The following is a 15,714-nucleotide window of genomic DNA, read 5'->3' as shown; positions in this document are numbered from 1 at the left end:
CCATGCCCACCTGGTTCTATCCTGTCCTCGAAGGCGTGATCGCCTTCTTCCTGGTTGCCGGCGGCCTGTTTGCCTTCATCGGCTCTCTGGGACTGACGCACCTCAAGGACTTCTACATGCGCCTGCACGGCCCCAGCAAGACCACCACGCTGGGGGTCGGCTGCGTGCTGATGGCGTCGATGATCTACTTCCGCGCCACCACCGGCCACTTCAGCTTTCAGGAAATGCTGGTGTCCATCTTCCTGTTCATCACCGCCCCCGTGACCGCTCACCTGCTGTCCAAGGCGGCGCTGCACCAGAAGCTGGTGGCGGACAGCCGTACACGCAACGTGCCGGAGCGACTCGAAGTCGCCGAGGAGCCGGACGAGGTCAACGCCGAGGCCAGCGAATCCCGCCTGCCGTGATCGTCACTCGGCTCTCGCCAGGCAGGCTCTCATCAAGCGGGGCCAAGCCACGAGAGCGGATTCACGAGCGCTGATTCGCAGGAGCGGATTCACGAACAGCAGGCCAGCAACATGAAAACGCCCCACCAGTGATGACTGGTGGGGCGTTTTCATTTCGCGGGCAATGGCAGTATGACGGGCCTGCTCGTTACCAGCCCTGAGTATGCTGGCGACACAGCGCCTCGAGCAGGTCGATATGGTCACTGCGATCATTGAGCGCCGGGATGTAGCGGAAGTCGCCACCACCGGATTCGGTGAAGTAGCCGCGATTCTCTTCCTCCAGCTCCTCCAGCGTCTCGAGACAGTCAGCCGCGAAGGCCGGCGAGATGACATCGACGCTTTCCAGCCCTTCACCGCCCCACGCCTTCAGCGTTTCATCGGTGTACGGCTTGAGCCACTCGGCCTTGCCGAAGCGTGACTGATAGGTCATCGCCCACTCATCGTTGCCAAGCCCCAACGCCTCGGCCAGCAACTGGCTGGTGCGCTCGCATTGCGTCGGGTAGGGGTCGCCTGCCGTCGCATAGCGCTTGGGAATGCCGTGATAGCTCATCAGCAGGCGCTTGCCACGCCGGCCTTCCTTCTCCCAGTGCTCACGCACGCTGGTGGCCAGCGCCGCGATGTAATCCGGGTGGTCGTGATAGTCGCGCACGAAACGCAGCTCCGGCAGATGCGGGCACGGCTTGAGCGCACGCGCCAGGCGATCGAAGACCGCGGCAGTGGTCGTGCGCGAGAATTGCGGATAGAGCGGCAGGATCAGCATGCGGTCGGCACCGCGGCTGGCGAGCTTGCGCCCCACCTCTTCCATGGTCGGCTTGCCGTAGGTCATCGCCAGTTCGACGGGAATGTCCTCGCCCAGTGACTCGGCCAGGCGTGCTTCCAGCGCGGCGCGCTGCCGCTTGCCGATCGCCATCAGCGGCGAGCCGTCTTCCGTCCATACCGAAGCGTAGGCCTCGGCCACCTTCTTGGGACGCGTCGTCAACACCAGGCCATGCAGAATCGGCAGCCAGAGCAGACGCGGCAGGTCGATCACGCGCACATCACCGAGAAACTCCGCGAGGTAACGGCGCACCGCCTTGGGGGTCGGGGCATCGGGGGTGCCGAGATTGACCAGCATGACGCCAAAACGCGGGGTACTCATGGATGATGGACTCCTGACTAGGGGCAAGAAGAGAGGTAAAGCGGCAGCGCAGCCACTTTCACCGCAGCGCAGCCAACTTCACCGACAGCGCAGCCATATTACCAGCTCGCCCTGTGCGTGAGGGATGAAGTTATACTATCATCACGATTTGTATAGCTTTAAGACAATTATTGTCACAACCCCTCCGGAGTCCTCGTGCCCGATCCCACCCCCGCTACTCTGCGCCTGGCGACGCGTCATGACTTCGCGCGGCCATTGGTGCTGATCCTCGGCGACCAGCTCAGCCATGACCTGGCAAGCCTCAAGCAGGCACCCGCTGACAGCGTGATCGCCTTCTGCGAGGTCGAGGAGGAAGGCCGCTACGTGCCGCACCACCCGCACAAGATCGCGATGATGCTGGCCGCGATGCGCCACCACGCCCAGGAACTCAGGGAGTGTGGCTGGCAGGTACATGAAAGCCGACTGGAGGATCCGGACAACCTCCAGCGTCTGGCCAGCGAGGCAGAGCGTCTGGCCGCCCTGTATCAATGTGATGGCGTGCTGGTGACCCGCCCCGGCGAGTGGCGGCTGCTGGACGACTTTCTGGCGCGGCGCGAGGCCGGCAGCGTGCGCTGGGAAGTCCTCGAGGACACACGCTTCTTCACCACGCCGGCAGCCTTCGCCGACTGGGCCGAGGGCCGCAAGCAACTGCGCATGGAGTACTTCTATCGTGAGCAACGCCGTGACACCGACCTGCTGATGGAAGGCAGCGAACCCGCCGGCGGCAAGTTCAACCACGACCACGACAACCGCGAACCGATTCCAGACGACTTCCACGCCCCACCGCCGCCGGTGCATGCCCATCGCGAGGATGCGACCACCCGCGAGGTGCTGACGCTGGTCGCGGCGCGCTTCGGGGAGCAGGCCAGTGACAAGGAACGCCACTTCGGCAGCCTCGAGAACTTCAACTGGGCCGTCACCCGTGCCCAGGCACGCTGTGACCTCACGCATTTTCTCGATCACTGCCTGGCGGACTTCGGCCGCTATCAGGATGCCATCGAGGACAGCGACCCCTTCCTGTTCCATTCACGCCTGTCTGCCGCGCTCAATATTGGCCTCTTGAGCCCGCAGGAAGTCTGCAACGCCGTGGACGCCGCCTGGCGGCGCGGCGAGGTGCCAATCAACTCGGCGGAGGGGTTCATTCGTCAGATACTCGGCTGGCGCGAATATGTGCGCGGCATCTACTGGACGCGCATGCCCGGCTACAAGCGCGAGAACCGGCTGGAAGCCAGCCGCAACCTGCCGGAATTCTTCTGGACGGGGGACAGCGGCATGCGCTGTCTGGATCAGGCCATCGCCAGCACCCGCGAGCATGCCTACGCCCACCATATTCGTCGCCTGATGGTCACGGGCAACTTCGCGCTGCTGTGCGGCGTGAAGCCCGAGGCGCTATGCGACTGGTATCTGGCGGTCTATGTGGATGCCTGTGAATGGGTCGAGCTGCCCAATACGCTGGGCATGGTGCTGCATGCCGATGGCGGCCTGATGGGCTCCAAGCCCTACTGTGCCTCGGGCAAGTACATCGACCGCATGTCCAATCACTGCGACAGGTGCCAGTACTCGCCGAAGAAGGTCACCGGCACGCATGCCTGCCCGTTCAACAGCCTCTATTGGCACTTCATCGAGCGCCATCGCGAGGCATTGTCACGCAATCCGCGCATGTCACTGGTCTATGGCAGCTGGCGACGCATGAAGGACGACAAGCGCGAAGCCCTGCTGCAACAGGCCGACGCCTTTCTGGCTCGCCTCGACAGCGCCGCGGACTATGGCAGTGATGCCCATCGCGCCGGTTACTACGCCGCACCCTCCAGCCTCACGACCGACAAGGAATCCTCATGAGTCGCATCTGGCAAGCCAGCGCACCGGTCACGCTCTACCACGATGGCAAGTGCCCCCTGTGCCAGCGCGAGGTCGCCTGGCTGGCCAGGCATCCCGGGCGGGAGCGAGTCAGAACGGTGGATATCCGTGCACCAGATTTCTCGCCTCAGGCGCTGGGCTTGAGCTTCGAGACCATGATGGGACGTCTGCATGTGCAGGACGCACGCGGGGAATGGTATGTCGGCATGGATGCCAGCCGAGCACTCTATGCGGTACTCGGCTATCGGCGCCTGGTGCGCCTGTCGCTGCTGCCGGGCCTGCGCCCGCTGCTGGACTTGAGTTACCGCTTCTTCGCCCGCCATCGCGAGCGCATTGGCCGCTGGGTGCCCCAAAAGCACACCTGAGCAAGAAGGCGCGGACTCAGAAGCTCAACGGGATACGCGAGCTCAAGGGTTGATGGTACTGCGGCGGGCGGCCGATCATCTCGTCATTGGCGACCTGCGAGACCAGCCACGCCCGTGACATCCCGCCCCGCTTGAGCTCGCTGTAGACATCCTCCAGCGAGCGGAACAGCATCGGCTTGCCGCGCTTCATCAGCAGCTCACTGCGCTCCTCCTCTTCCTCGCCGGCGGCTTCCAGCACCAGCTGGACCTGATAGAAACGGCTGGCGGCATGACTGATCACGCGTGCCTCCAGTGCAGGGTATTCGGCCATCAAGGATTGCAGATTGCTGGTAAAGATGGCGGACGGCGTGAAGATGCTGGCGGTTCTGGACATGTAAAGACTCCTGCGCATCCAGGGGACTGCGCATGGTAAGGCCGTAAGACGACGACGTGGTACAAGGATAGCCTGTGAAAACAGGGGCTGGGCGACTCAGGCTCCCAGCAGCCCGACACTTCAGGATGAACTTCAAGGCTTCACGCCAGACTGATGGCCAGCGATGACAGTCATGGGGCAGGCGGATGACGATTGAGTGACTCGCAGGCAGAGATCACTGCACTGGTGAGGCACACGCCTCGATGACACGCCCTGAGTCCCGCGCCTTGGCCTCGCTCTTGAGCTCGCTCCAGCGCGCGGCGATCCGGGTCGTCTCGCACCCGGCAAGGCCATGCAGCGCAACCAGTGACAGTCGCGTCAGCGGGAAGAAGCGCGTGGTGCCGAAGCGGTCGTGGCCCTGAAAGCCTCCCGCTGCCAGCACATCGGCCGGATACAGGCTGGCGACCGCATGCTGGAATGCCGACTGCAGGCCGGCCAGGCGTTGCTCGAGCGCTGTCAGGCGCAGTGCCCGGTGAGATTCGGTCATGCACAGCGTCATCACGAAATCATCGCCGCCGACATGGCCGAGAAAGTCACCCTCCTGCAGCGCATCGCGCAATACCGTCGCCAGCGCCAGCAGCATGCGGTCACCCTGCGCGTGGCCGAAGCGGTCATTGAAGGGCTTGAAGTTGTCGAGATCCAGATAGATCGCCGCCCACTCGGCACTGCGCGCGCTGCTGTTCTCTCGCAAGTCCTCACGCAAGTCCTCGCCCAAGCCCTTGCCCAAGCCCGCGCCAGCCACGCAGTCGAGCAACTGACGCTCGATCGGCCCGTTGCCCGGCAGGCGCGTCAGTGGGTTGGCCTCCTCGGCGCTCGCCACCTGCAGCTCCGTGATGATGCGCAGCAGATCCAGGGTGCGCCCCAGCCCCTGATAGCGCCCGCCCCGCGTGATGATGAAGTCCTCATCGCGATCACTGCCTTCGCGGCCGGTCACCTTGGCCGAGACGCGCTCCAGCGTCTCATCCGCCTCGACGCGCAGCGGGCTGCTCTGCATGACCTCGTGGATCATACGACGCGCATGCAGCTCCGGCCCGAAGCGCTGGCTCAGCAGCCCCAGCAGGCGATGGCGGATGATCAGGCCCACCGGTCGTTGCTGCTCGTCCACCACGGCCAGCGACATCACCTCCTGCTCGGCATGCAGACGCTGGGCGACCTCATTGACGGTGACATCCTGCTGCACCGGCGTCACGGCGCGCGCCAGACTGCCGATGCTGCGACCAGGCGGCGGGCGCTGCTGCAGCCTGCGACTCAGCTGGCGCAGATGCCGGTCGAGTGCAGCGCGCTGGCCAAGCGGGTCGGCCTCGGCTGGCGCGAACAACCAGCCCTGCAGGTAGTCGGCCCCCAGCTGGCGCACGCACTCCATTTCCGCCTCATGCTCGATGCCCTCGGCGATCACCTGACTGCCACTGCCGTGGGCGATATCGATGATCGAACGCACGAAGCGCCGCTTGAGCGGGTCGGCATGGATGCCACTAATGAAGTGACGGTCGATCTTGACGAAGTCCGGTTGCACCGACGACCACAGCTTGAGGCTGGCATAGCCCTCCCCGAGATCATCCAGCGCGATGGCGAAGCCCATCGATTGATAATGGCTGACGGCTTCCCGCATCAGCGCCGAATCCAGCCCCGGCGTCTGCTCGGTCAGCTCGATCACCACCTGATGCGGACGCAGGCCGAAGCGCCGCAGCAGGCGTCGCGTCAGGCCGGGCGAGTGGGCGCCATCCAGCAACACATCGGGAGACACGTTGATGAACAGTCGCTCCGTCAGACCCAGCGTCGACCACTGCTCGAGCGCACGCTCGCGGCACAGGCTGTCGAGCTCCACCAGACGGCCGTGTTCGCGCGCCGCCGAGAACATCGTCAACGGTGAGGCCAGTGGCCCTGCGGCACTCCCGCGCGCCAGCGCCTCATAGGCGAAGACCTCACGGCCGTTGGATGACACGATGGGCTGGAAATGCATGCTCACCTGGCGCAGACGCAGCAACGCCTCCAGTGCATGACGGGATTCGACGACAGGCTGGCCATGAGCGGCTTGCAGGGACGGGGATGGGAGCATGTCAGAATCTGAACATGCTGATATGACAGAGGGATGACAAAGGTGACGCGCGGCGCATGAGGCGCCTCATCCGGCAGAGGGGATGCCAGACGCCAGATCGACTAACTCGACGTACCGCCTATCTCGATCAAAACAGGATCACGCCATGCCGACCTGGCAGCCGGCATGGCGTGATCCTCATGCGCCAGAGTGGCGCTTACAGCGAGTTGGGGTCGATGGCCTTGCCGAGGGAGTTGCGGTCGATCCACTTGCCCGCCTTGGTCTCCTTGTAACGGAAGACGACCATATCACCGGCTACCACCGGCACTTCGCTGTCTTCGGTCTGGTAGCTGTAGCTCTCACCTTCCACGACCAGCGTGAAGCGGTAGAGGTCCGGCATGCCCAGCCATTCCTTGAAGGGCCCTTCACGCTCCAGGCTCTCCAGCGTGCCGCGGCCCTGCAGCTTGGGGGTACGTGCGCGTCCGCGCCCAAATCCACCTGCCATGCTATCTCCTCCCCGTCAGTGCGGGTCTTGCGAGGCAACGGCGATGCCGCCGCCCGGGTACATGATTGACGCGCGTACGCATCACGTTATTCAGCGAAGGCCTGGCCATAACTGTCGGGCGCCAGGTCCTCGAAACGGGTGTACTTGCCGATGAAGGCCATGTGAACGGTACCGATGGGGCCGTTACGCTGCTTGCCGATGATCAGCTCGGCCAGTCCCTTGTTGTCGGGATTGTCCTTGTTGTAGACCTCATCACGGTAGACGAAGGCGATGACATCGGCATCCTGCTCGATGGCGCCGGATTCACGCAGATCCGACATCACCGGGCGCTTGTTGGGGCGCTGCTCAAGCGAGCGGTTCAGCTGCGAGAGCGCCACGACCGGGCAGGCGAATTCCTTGGCCAGACCCTTCAGCGAGCGCGAGATCTCGGAGATCTCGGCGGTACGGTTCTCGGAAAGCCCCGGCACCTGCATCAGCTGAAGGTAATCGATCATGATCAGGCCGATGCCGCCGTGCTCACGCGCCATGCGTCGACAGCGCGAGCGCATCTCGTTGGGCGACAGCGCCGCGGTGTCATCGACGAACAGCTGCTTGTCCTTGAGCAGGTTGACCGCCGAAGTCAGACGCGGCCAATCCTCATCTTCCAGCTGGCCGGTACGCACCTTGGTCTGGTCGATGCGACCCAGCGAGGAGATCATGCGCAACATCAGCGATTCGGCGGGCATCTCCATCGAGAACACGGCGACCGGCTTGTCGCCGGAAACCACGGCATGCTCGACCAGGTTCATGGCAAAGGTGGTCTTGCCCATCGAGGGACGCCCGGCAATGATCACCAGATCCGACGGCTGCAGGCCGGAGGTCATGTCATCGAGATCGCGGAAACCGGTCGAGAGGCCCGTCATCTGGCCCTTGAGATTGAACAGCTCATCGATGCGGTCCACCGCGCCGGTCAGCAGCTGACTCATGCCCTTGGGTCCGCCGCTCTTGGGCCGCGACTCGCTGATCTGGAACACCAGGCGCTCGGCCTCGTTGACCAGCTCATCGGCATCACGGCCCTGCGGGCTGAAGGAGCTCTCTGCGATCTGGTTGGCCGCCTGGATGAGCTTGCGCAGCGTGGCGCGCTCGCGAACGATATCGGCATAGGCCTTGATGTTGCTGGCCGAGGGCGTATTGCGCGCCAGCTCAGCGAGGGTCGCCAACCCGCCGACCGACTCGAGCTGGTCACGACTTTCCAGCAGCTCGGACAGCGTCACCACATCCAGCGGGCGGCTGCCGCCGACCAGCTGAGACATGGCGTTGTAGATGAGACGATGCTCATAGCGATAGAAGTCGTCGGCCACCAGCCGCTCGGAGACCGTATCCCAGGCGCTGTTGTCCAGCATCAAGCCGCCAAGCACCGACTGCTCGGCCTCCAGCGAATTGGGCGGCACCTTGAGCGCTGCCGTCTCGCGATCCTGATCCTGAATCTCGCTCATGCCTGGCTGACTCCTGCTGATGACTGACATGCCCGCGGGGGCTTCTAGTTTCACGCATTGACGCAAGCCTGCCAACCGCCGCGCCCACGTCGAAGCCTCTTCCTGACGGGGGCAGGCATTCTACCGGATTTTGTGCGTCATCGCCTCGCCGGCGACCAGGCAAATGCCACGCCGATGACAAATCGCGCCCATGAAAAAACCGCCTTCGCATCGAGGATGCAAAGGCGGCTTGGGTACCGCAGCAGTCGCTACACCAGATCACCGGCCAGCCACTGCAAATCAGCGATTACTCGCCGACCACGACCACACGGACAGTGGCAGTCACTTCAGCGTGCAGCTGCAGCACGATGTCGTATTCGCCAGTGTTGCGCAGCGGGCCTTCCGGCATGCGGACTTCGCTCTTGGCGATGTCGATGCCAGACTGGGCGATAGCTTCGGCCAGATCACGCGGACCGATGGAACCGAACAGCTTGCCTTCTTCGCCAGCTTTGGCGACCAGGGACAGTTCGATTTCGTTCAGCTGAGCGGCACGCGCTTCAGCTTCGGTCTTGCGCTCTGCAACCTGTGCTTCCAGCTCAGCGCGCTGAGCTTCGAAAGCTGCCTGGTTTTCAGCAGTGGCCGGAACTGCCAGGCCGTACGGCAGCAGGTAGTTGCGACCGAAGCCAGCCTTGACGGAAACCTGGTCACCCAGGTTGCCCAGCTTGCCAATCTTGTCGAGCAGAATGACTTGCATCTCGTAAACCTCTTATCGATGACTGCCGGCGAGACGTGCGCGAAAATCCGCAAAGACGTCCACAAGCGCCAACAGCAGCAAAATCAGAATCGTGGGCCAGGTGGTCAGCATCATGAAATAGACGCCGACGAGCCATAACCCGCTCATCCCCTTTAACCCGATGTAACCATGTACCAGGGCAATGCCCGCCACCAGCAGCGGTATCCAGATCAGCAGGAGCACTGCAGGCACATTGAGCAGTACGCCAATGATCCCGCAGGCTGCCAGTATCAGGATTTCGGGCAAACTCAGCCGAAAGGCATGGAATTCGCTGCGAAACCCACCCGGATTGTAGAGCCCGGACTGCCAACTGCGCGCCAGGGCCAGACAGCCCGTGGCGGCCAGCAGGACCACCAACCCGGTAATACCACCGATGACCAGCCCTGCGAGCTGTTCAGTCGGCACACCTTGAGCGGCAAAGTCGTTCAAGCGTGCGTCAAGCTCAGGGGCATTCTTGCGAATGCTCTCAAGCAGTGGACCGGCTCCGCCTGGTGGCAGGAATATCCCGGACTGCACCATCAGTGCCGCCGTCAGGCTGGCGCCTATCAGCGCCTCACCCCATCGCACGCGAGCGCGCAACAGGGTTGCCATCAGGGTGACCAGCAATACGGTTGCCAGAGGCACCGGATCGCCTTGTACCCACCACCAACCGGCCGGAACGGCGGCGGCGATGACTACGGGTGCGGCAGGCGCAAGGCCACGCCGAAGCGTGACCAGCGCACTGATGGCGGCACTGAACCAGAAGAACCAGGGCACGATTCCCGTCAGCAATGCAATCGCGATGCATTGCAGGGGGCCGCGCATGGCCCAGCGTGCCAGTGCCAGCATCATGGTGTCGCCTTACTGGTGGCTGTCGCTGTACGGCAGCAGAGCCAGGTAGCGAGCACGCTTGATGGCAGTCGCCAGCTGACGCTGGTAGCGTGCCTTGGTGCCAGTGATACGGCTCGGGACGATCTTGCCGGTCTCGGTGATGTAAGACTTCAGGACTTCGATGTCCTTGTAGTCGATCTGCTTCACGCCTTCAGCGGTGAAGCGGCAGAACTTGCGACGACGGAAAAAACGTGCCATTGCAATGACCTCCTGGGGGTGCGGTATCAGTTAGCGTCTTGAGCTTCGGATTCGTCACGCTTGTCTTCGCGACGCGGACGCTTCTCTTCAGCCGGCTTCATCATCGGAGACGGCTCGATGGCCGCTTCCTTTGAACGCACAACCAGGTTACGGATGACGGCGTCGTTGAAACGGAAGATGGTTTCGAGTTCTTCGACCACCTCACCGGTAGTTTCGACGTTCATCAGCACGTAGTGGGCCTTGTGGATCTTGTTGATCGGGTAGGCCAGGTGACGGCGACCCCAATCTTCCAGACGATGCACAGTACCGCCGGCTTCGGTCACGATGGAGGTGTAACGCTCGATCATGGCCGGAACCTGTTCGCTCTGGTCCGGGTGGACCATGAACACGATCTCGTAGTGACGCATGGCTTGGCTCCTTTCGGTTTGACAGCCCCCACGGCGCGTCTCGGGCCGGGAAGCAAGGAGTGGAGTGATTACTACGGTTGTGCCATTCAGACCCGAAGGCCACGAAAGACGCGCGCGAGCGAGGACAGGTGCCCCCATGCCGCGCATTCACTGCAGACTGCACTTCACAGAACCGCAGTATTGTAGAGAGGAGTCAAGGGCTTGGCAAGCGGCCCGTGAAAGACAGCCAGCCCCGTTCCGCCGGCTGTGTCTCTCTTGCCACTCTCTTGCCTCTACCCTGCCTGCCTTCCTGACTATCCCCTGCCGACAATTGCCTCAGCCGCGGCGCTGACGCACGGCCTCGAACAGGCAGATACCCGCGGCAACCGAGACATTGAGGCTGGAGACGCTGCCCGCCATCGGCAGCTTGATCAGGCTGTCGCAATGCTCGCGGGTCAGGCGACGCATGCCCTTGCCCTCGGCACCCATCACGATGGCGACCGGGCCGGTGAAATCGGCTTCGAATGCCATGGATTCGGCTTCGCCCGCCGTGCCCAGCACCCAGACACCGGCTTCCTTCATGGCGTCCAGCGTGCGGACCAGGTTGGTGACCTGATAGACCGGCACCACTTCCGCTGCCCCACAGGCCACCTTGCGCACGGTCGCGTTCAGTGAGGCCGACTTGTCCTTGGGCACGATGACGCCATGGGCGCCCGCGGCATCGGCACTGCGCAGGCAGGCACCGAGGTTGTGCGGATCCGTGACGGAGTCCAGCACCAGAAACAGCGGAGCTTCTGCGTGGGACCAGCCATCGAGACGTAGCTTGAGTCCGGTCTCGTTCTCGGTGGCCAGCGGCGCGCACAGCGCGACCAGCCCCTGATGGGCGCCACCGCCGACGGCCAGTGCATCCAGCTCCTCGCGCCCCTTGAGGGTGACGCGCGAACCGGCGGCACGCGCCTGCTCGATGATCTCGCTCAGGCGCAGCTCGGCCTCGCCCGCCTGCACCCACAGCTCGCTGGGTGCGCGGTCACGTGCCAGCAAGGCTTCCACGGCGTGCACGCCATAGACGGCTTCCATGCCACCGGGAATCTTCGGCGCGGCGGCGCGTGCGCCACCCTTGCGTGCACCGCCACGCTCATGACGCTGAGCGCCGCTGCGCTCGCCTCGGGAATGCTCACTTCTGGCGTGGCTAGCACGCTCGCCGGCGGGCTTGCCGCGGCCGGGCTTGCGCCCCTTGTCCTGACTCATTGTGCCTTCCTGACTGATGACCCGACGGGCCCTGTCATATTGACGGAAACTGAGCTGCCGCCGACGCGACAGCCTTGAAATCGTGCAGCCTGACGACTGCCCAACGCATCAGCCCCGACCGGAGCCGGGGCTGATGCAGTGACGCGCGAGGAGCAGAGCCGAAATCAGCTACGGCCGTTACCGCGACGCCCGCGCGAGCGCGAACCCCGCTTGCGCGACGGGTCGTCCTTGCCTGCGGCACCCATCGGCGCGACCGGCGCGAACGGGCTGTCGGCGGCTTCCGGACCACTCGGCACGGCTGGACGCGCCGCAGCCGGCGCCTCTGCGGCGGGCTGCTGCTCATTGCCAGCGGCGGCCTTGCGCTCTCCACGGCCCGAGCGATCACTGCGCTCACCACGCTCCCCGCGCGGCTTGCGCGGCGGACGCTCACCTGCCGGCTTTTCGGCCGCAGCCGCGTTGCCATTGCCTTCCTGACTGACTTCCTCGGTCAGGGACTTGAGGCGTTCGCGCTCACGCTTGCCGGGACGCCCCTTGGCGGCGGCTTCCTTGCTGGCGGCGGCACCGCTCTTGCCGGCTGCCGGCTTGTCGCCCTCGCTGCTGCGCGCCTTGCGCGGCTTGCGCTTGGGACGCGGCGTCGGGTCGCTGAGCATGAAGTCGATCTTGCGCTCATCCATGTCGACACGGGCCACCTGAACGGTGACGCCATCGCCGAGACCATAGCTGACACCGGCACGTTCACCCTTGAGGCGATGCTTCTCTGCCTCGTAGTGATAGTAGTCGGACGGCAGCGAGGAGATGTGCAGCAGGCCTTCGACGTAGTAGGCATCCAGACGCACGAACAGGCCGAACTGGGTGACTGCCGCGACGGTGCCTTCCAGCACTTCCCCGACCTTGTCCTTCATGAACTCGCACTTGAGCCAGTCGTTGACGTCACGCGTCGCCTCATCGGCGCGGCGCTCGGTCATCGAGCAGTGCTCACCCAGCTCGAGCATCTGCTCGAAGGTGTACGGGCACCACTTGGTCGGGCGTTCGGTCACGGCATCTTCAGCACGCAGCACGGTGTCGGTCTTGCGCGGACCACGGATGACGGAGCGAATCGCACGGTGCACCAGCAGATCCGGATAACGACGGATCGGCGAGGTGAAGTGCGCGTAGGCATCGTAGGCCAGACCGAAGTGGCCTTCGTTCTGCGGCGAGTAGACCGCCTGGGTCATGCTGCGCAGCATCACGGTCTGGATGATGTCGAGGTCCGGGCGCTCGGCGATCGAGGCACGCAGTGCCTGGAAGTCCTTGGGTGCCGGCTCGTCGCCGCCTTCCAGCGTCAGACCCAGCTCACCCAGGAAGGCGCGCAGGTTGTTCAGACGCTCCGGTGCCGGCTGCTTGTGGACACGATAGAGGGCCGGGAGATCGTGCTCATCCAGGAAGCGTGCCGTCGCGACGTTGGCCGCCAGCATGCATTCCTCGATCAGCTTGTGCGCGTCGTTGCGGGTACGCGGCACGATCTGCTCGATCTTGCGCTCATCGTTGAACAGGATCTGCGTTTCGGTGGTCTCGAAGTCGATGGCACCGCGCTTGTCACGCGCCTTGCGCAGCACGCCGTACAGCGCGTGCAGGTTGTGCAGCGACGGCAGCAGCTCGTTGTACTGCTGGCACAGTGCCTGACCTTCCTCACTTTCCGGGTCGGTCAGCATGGTGCCGACCTTCTCGTAGGTCAGGCGAGCATGCGAGCGAATCACGGCCTCGAAGAAGCGATAGTCGAGCATCTCGCCACTGCTGGCAGAGATGGTCAGCTCACAGACCAGCGTCAGACGATCGACATGCGGGTTGAGCGAGCACAGACCGTTGGAGAGCAGCTCCGGCAGCATCGGCACGACCTGACCCGGGAAATACACCGAGTTGCCGCGCACATAGCCTTCCTGATCCAGCGGGCTGCCGCCACGCACGTAGTGGGAGACGTCGGCGATGGCGACCAGCAGCTTCCAGTTGCCATTGTCGTCCTGCCAGGCACAGACGGCGTCATCGAAGTCCTTCGCGTCTTCGCCATCGATGGTGACCAGCGGCGTCTCGCGCAGGTCGATACGGCCCTTCTTGTCTTCTTCCAGCACCTCGGCGGAGATGGTCGAGATCTGGTCTTCGACTTCCGGCGGGAATTCACTGGGGATATCGTGGGAACGGATCGCGATATCGATTTCCATGCCCGGGTCCATGCGCTCACCGAGCACCTCGACCACTTCACCCACCGGCTGCACGCGTGTGGCGGGCTGCTGAGTGATGCGCACGGACACCACCTGACCGTCCTTGGCACCATTGGCCACGCGGTTGGGGATGATGACTTCCTGCGCGATGCGCGAGTTCTCGGGAATCAGCACACCGAAGTCCGGCTCGGACTGACGATAGATGCCGACCAGGGTCTGGGTATTGCGTGCCAGCACCTCGACGATGGTGATCTCGTCGCGGCCACGACGATCACGGCCGCTGACGCGAGCCAGCACCTGATCGCCATGAAAGACGCGACGCATCTGGCGCGGCGGCACGGCGAGGTCCGGCTTGACGCCATCTTCGCGCGCCAGGAAGCCGAAGCCGTCGCGGTGACCGACGACGCGGCCACGGATCAGGTCCAGCTTGTCGATCAGGGCATAGGCACCGCGACGATTGCGCAGCACCTGACCATCACGCTCCATGGCATTGAGGCGACGGCGCACAGCTTCCTGTTGCTCCTCGTCCTCGAAACCGAGCATGCGGCTCATGTTCTCGTGGGTAATGGGCTTGCCATACTCTTCCAGCTTGTCGAGCAAGAACTCTCGGCTGGGGATGGGCTTGTCGTACTTATGGGCTTCGCGTTCCGCGTGCGGGTCGTCGCTGAGCGTCCATTGGGTCATTAATCAGGATTCCTTGACGATGAATTCGAGACGGGCAGCGATCGCGGCACGGAATGACAGGTTGTCTCTCATCCGCGCATTATAGCCTCTACCCTTGGGCCGACCCAACCATTCCCCGCCACTCATCACGGCGGAGGGGCCATTCAGTGCTCTCAATGGCGGCCCGAGGCCTGACTCTCAAGTCTGAAAGCTCGCCAATTGATGAGCTTCATCTGTCTGTCCTCTCTCTGTCCTCTGTCTGCCCCCTGTCTGTTCTAATGAAGCGAGAGAGGCTTTCTGCGGCTCGCTCAACAGGGCATGAAAGAAAAAGCTTGCATTCCCACAGTACATCCGTATTATTCGGCACCACTTGCCCAGATGGCGGAATTGGTAGACGCGCTAGCTTCAGGTGCTAGTGTCCGTATGGACGTGGAGGTTCAAGTCCTCTTCTGGGCACCAATTTCAGGTTTCATGTTGGCGTGACACACGTTAAGATGGATACCAGAAAACGGGTAAAGCATTTAAGTTTCAACAACTTGACTGCTGATCCGGGTCTGCGGACCGAAACGAGTTCTGATGTCTGCCCAGGTGGCGGAATTGGTAGACGCGCTAGCTTCAGGTGCTAGTATCCGTAAGGATGTGGAGGTTCAAGTCCTCTCCTGGGCACCACGGACGTCAGACTCACAACGAACGATCCCTGTATCGCGCTTCGCCCAGATGGCGGAATTGGTAGACGCGCTAGCTTCAGGTGCTAGTATCCGTAAGGATGTGGAGGTTCAAGTCCTCTTCTGGGCACCACGATGCGCACTCGAACAGGGAACATGGCATCCACTACCAAGGATTTCATGCTCGTTCAGCTGCAAGACTCAGCTCTTGAGACTTCAGCACACAACTTGATGCCCAGATGGCGGAATTGGTAGACGCGCTAGCTTCAGGTGCTAGTGTCCGTATGGACGTGGAGGTTCAAGTCCTCTTCTGGGCACCATCAAGTTGATATCCGAGGCATCCTCGCAGCGCCCGCTGCTCACATCGCGATACTCCCTCTCGCAATATCCTGACTGACTTACCCTCTTGGTTTGCCCAGACCCACAGCGCCCTGCGTTGTCTTTCGCG

General features: G+C 63.2%; 14 protein-coding genes and 4 tRNA genes. 7 read left to right on the top strand and 11 right to left on the bottom strand.

Features of this window, described 5'->3' with window-relative positions:
• Positions 1 to 2 precede the first annotated feature (2 nt).
• A complete protein-coding gene (locus MSG32_RS12030) occupies positions 3 to 404 on the top strand; it encodes a Na+/H+ antiporter subunit G (protein WP_054555276.1) in 402 nt (133 codons plus the stop codon).
• A 187-nt stretch (positions 405 to 591) separates the two neighbouring features.
• Here MSG32_RS12030 and hemH read toward each other — a convergent pair whose 3' ends face one another.
• Positions 592 to 1,581: a ferrochelatase gene (hemH, locus tag MSG32_RS12025; RefSeq protein ID WP_248379877.1), complete on the bottom strand. Its 990-nt coding sequence runs from the start codon at positions 1,579 to 1,581 to the stop codon at positions 592 to 594.
• Positions 1,582 to 1,776: 195 nt separating this feature from the next.
• Here hemH and MSG32_RS12020 point away from each other — a divergent pair, with 195 nt between their 5' ends.
• Together MSG32_RS12020 and MSG32_RS12015 are read left to right on the top strand one after the other, a co-directional pair.
• The gene (locus tag MSG32_RS12020) at positions 1,777 to 3,459 is read left to right on the top strand and encodes a cryptochrome/photolyase family protein (RefSeq protein ID WP_248379870.1); all 1,683 of its coding nucleotides are present in this window, start codon (positions 1,777 to 1,779) and stop codon (positions 3,457 to 3,459) included.
• On the top strand, positions 3,456 to 3,842 hold the full coding sequence (locus MSG32_RS12015) for a DUF393 domain-containing protein (RefSeq protein ID WP_248379868.1): 387 nt from the start codon (positions 3,456 to 3,458) through the stop codon (positions 3,840 to 3,842). Before MSG32_RS12020 ends, MSG32_RS12015 begins: the two co-directional genes overlap by 4 nt.
• A 16-nt stretch (positions 3,843 to 3,858) precedes the next feature.
• Here the strand turns inward: MSG32_RS12015 and MSG32_RS12010 are convergent, their stop codons facing one another.
• The 10 genes from MSG32_RS12010 to rnr all read right to left on the bottom strand — a co-directional run bounded on the left by MSG32_RS12010 (position 3,859) and on the right by rnr (position 14,622).
• Entirely contained in the window at positions 3,859 to 4,215 is a 357-nt protein-coding gene (locus MSG32_RS12010; protein WP_225347494.1) for a DUF6482 family protein, read from the bottom strand.
• Between the two features lie 214 nt (positions 4,216 to 4,429).
• Positions 4,430 to 6,310: a bifunctional diguanylate cyclase/phosphodiesterase gene (locus MSG32_RS12005; protein WP_248379866.1), complete on the bottom strand. Its 1,881-nt coding sequence runs from the start codon at positions 6,308 to 6,310 to the stop codon at positions 4,430 to 4,432.
• Positions 6,311 to 6,506: 196 nt separating this feature from the next.
• A complete protein-coding gene (locus tag MSG32_RS12000) occupies positions 6,507 to 6,794 on the bottom strand; it encodes a hypothetical protein (protein ID WP_043334752.1) in 288 nt (95 codons plus the stop codon).
• Between the two features lie 86 nt (positions 6,795 to 6,880).
• Positions 6,881 to 8,269, bottom strand: a complete 1,389-nt coding sequence (gene dnaB, locus MSG32_RS11995) for a replicative DNA helicase (protein ID WP_165873876.1) — start codon at positions 8,267 to 8,269, stop codon at positions 6,881 to 6,883.
• 286 nt (positions 8,270 to 8,555) lie between these two features.
• Positions 8,556 to 9,002, bottom strand: coding sequence for a 50S ribosomal protein L9 (gene rplI, locus MSG32_RS11990; RefSeq protein ID WP_043334754.1), 447 nt, complete (start codon positions 9,000 to 9,002; stop codon positions 8,556 to 8,558).
• A 12-nt stretch (positions 9,003 to 9,014) separates the two neighbouring features.
• The gene (locus MSG32_RS11985) at positions 9,015 to 9,869 is read right to left on the bottom strand and encodes a hypothetical protein (RefSeq protein ID WP_043334783.1); all 855 of its coding nucleotides are present in this window, start codon (positions 9,867 to 9,869) and stop codon (positions 9,015 to 9,017) included.
• Positions 9,870 to 9,881: 12 nt separating this feature from the next.
• Positions 9,882 to 10,109: a 30S ribosomal protein S18 gene (gene rpsR, locus MSG32_RS11980; RefSeq protein WP_024952281.1), complete on the bottom strand. Its 228-nt coding sequence runs from the start codon at positions 10,107 to 10,109 to the stop codon at positions 9,882 to 9,884.
• 26 nt (positions 10,110 to 10,135) lie between these two features.
• On the bottom strand, positions 10,136 to 10,516 hold the full coding sequence (gene rpsF / locus MSG32_RS11975; RefSeq protein ID WP_043334756.1) for a 30S ribosomal protein S6: 381 nt from the start codon (positions 10,514 to 10,516) through the stop codon (positions 10,136 to 10,138).
• 315 nt (positions 10,517 to 10,831) lie between these two features.
• On the bottom strand, positions 10,832 to 11,572 hold the full coding sequence (gene rlmB, locus MSG32_RS11970; RefSeq protein WP_248380154.1) for a 23S rRNA (guanosine(2251)-2'-O)-methyltransferase RlmB: 741 nt from the start codon (positions 11,570 to 11,572) through the stop codon (positions 10,832 to 10,834).
• 335 nt (positions 11,573 to 11,907) lie between these two features.
• Positions 11,908 to 14,622, bottom strand: a complete 2,715-nt coding sequence (gene rnr / locus MSG32_RS11965; RefSeq protein WP_248379863.1) for a ribonuclease R — start codon at positions 14,620 to 14,622, stop codon at positions 11,908 to 11,910.
• A 351-nt stretch (positions 14,623 to 14,973) separates the two neighbouring features.
• On the opposite strand from rnr, the gene MSG32_RS11960 reads away from it, so the two are divergent.
• The 4 genes from MSG32_RS11960 to MSG32_RS11945 all read left to right on the top strand — a co-directional run bounded on the left by MSG32_RS11960 (position 14,974) and on the right by MSG32_RS11945 (position 15,586).
• Positions 14,974 to 15,060, top strand: a tRNA-Leu gene (locus MSG32_RS11960).
• Positions 15,061 to 15,183: 123 nt separating this feature from the next.
• Positions 15,184 to 15,270 (top strand) — tRNA-Leu (locus MSG32_RS11955).
• Between the two features lie 42 nt (positions 15,271 to 15,312).
• Positions 15,313 to 15,399, top strand: a tRNA-Leu gene (locus MSG32_RS11950).
• Positions 15,400 to 15,499: 100 nt separating this feature from the next.
• Positions 15,500 to 15,586: transfer RNA gene (locus MSG32_RS11945), tRNA-Leu, on the top strand.
• The last annotated feature ends 128 nt before the right edge of the window (positions 15,587 to 15,714 follow it).

Origin of the sequence: Cobetia sp. 1CM21F, assembly GCF_023161745.1 — a bacterium.
Lineage (GTDB): Bacteria > Pseudomonadota > Gammaproteobacteria > Pseudomonadales > Halomonadaceae > Cobetia > Cobetia amphilecti.
Note: the sequence above shows the minus strand (reverse complement) of the source record. Positions and strands in the feature narration are given on the sequence as shown.

Excerpts from the sequence above, each read along its gene's own strand:
- MSG32_RS12000 (WP_043334752.1), bottom strand. The coding sequence starts at position 6,794 with ATGGCAGGTGGATTTGGGCGCGGACGCGCACGTACCCCCAAGCTGCAG.
- rlmB (WP_248380154.1), bottom strand. The coding sequence starts at position 11,572 with ATGGAAGCCGTCTATGGCGTGCACGCCGTGGAAGCCTTGCTGGCACGT.
- MSG32_RS11985 (WP_043334783.1), bottom strand. The coding sequence starts at position 9,869 with ATGCTGGCACTGGCACGCTGGGCCATGCGCGGCCCCCTGCAATGCATC.
- rnr (WP_248379863.1), bottom strand. The coding sequence starts at position 14,622 with ATGACCCAATGGACGCTCAGCGACGACCCGCACGCGGAACGCGAAGCC.
- hemH (WP_248379877.1), bottom strand. The coding sequence starts at position 1,581 with ATGAGTACCCCGCGTTTTGGCGTCATGCTGGTCAATCTCGGCACCCCC.
- rplI (WP_043334754.1), bottom strand. The coding sequence starts at position 9,002 with ATGCAAGTCATTCTGCTCGACAAGATTGGCAAGCTGGGCAACCTGGGT.
- MSG32_RS12015 (WP_248379868.1), top strand. The coding sequence starts at position 3,456 with ATGAGTCGCATCTGGCAAGCCAGCGCACCGGTCACGCTCTACCACGAT.
- MSG32_RS12030 (WP_054555276.1), top strand. The coding sequence starts at position 3 with ATGCCCACCTGGTTCTATCCTGTCCTCGAAGGCGTGATCGCCTTCTTC.
- MSG32_RS12010 (WP_225347494.1), bottom strand. The coding sequence starts at position 4,215 with ATGTCCAGAACCGCCAGCATCTTCACGCCGTCCGCCATCTTTACCAGC.
- rpsF (WP_043334756.1), bottom strand. The coding sequence starts at position 10,516 with ATGCGTCACTACGAGATCGTGTTCATGGTCCACCCGGACCAGAGCGAA.
- MSG32_RS12005 (WP_248379866.1), bottom strand. The coding sequence starts at position 6,310 with ATGCTCCCATCCCCGTCCCTGCAAGCCGCTCATGGCCAGCCTGTCGTC.
- rpsR (WP_024952281.1), bottom strand. The coding sequence starts at position 10,109 with ATGGCACGTTTTTTCCGTCGTCGCAAGTTCTGCCGCTTCACCGCTGAA.
- dnaB (WP_165873876.1), bottom strand. The coding sequence starts at position 8,269 with ATGAGCGAGATTCAGGATCAGGATCGCGAGACGGCAGCGCTCAAGGTG.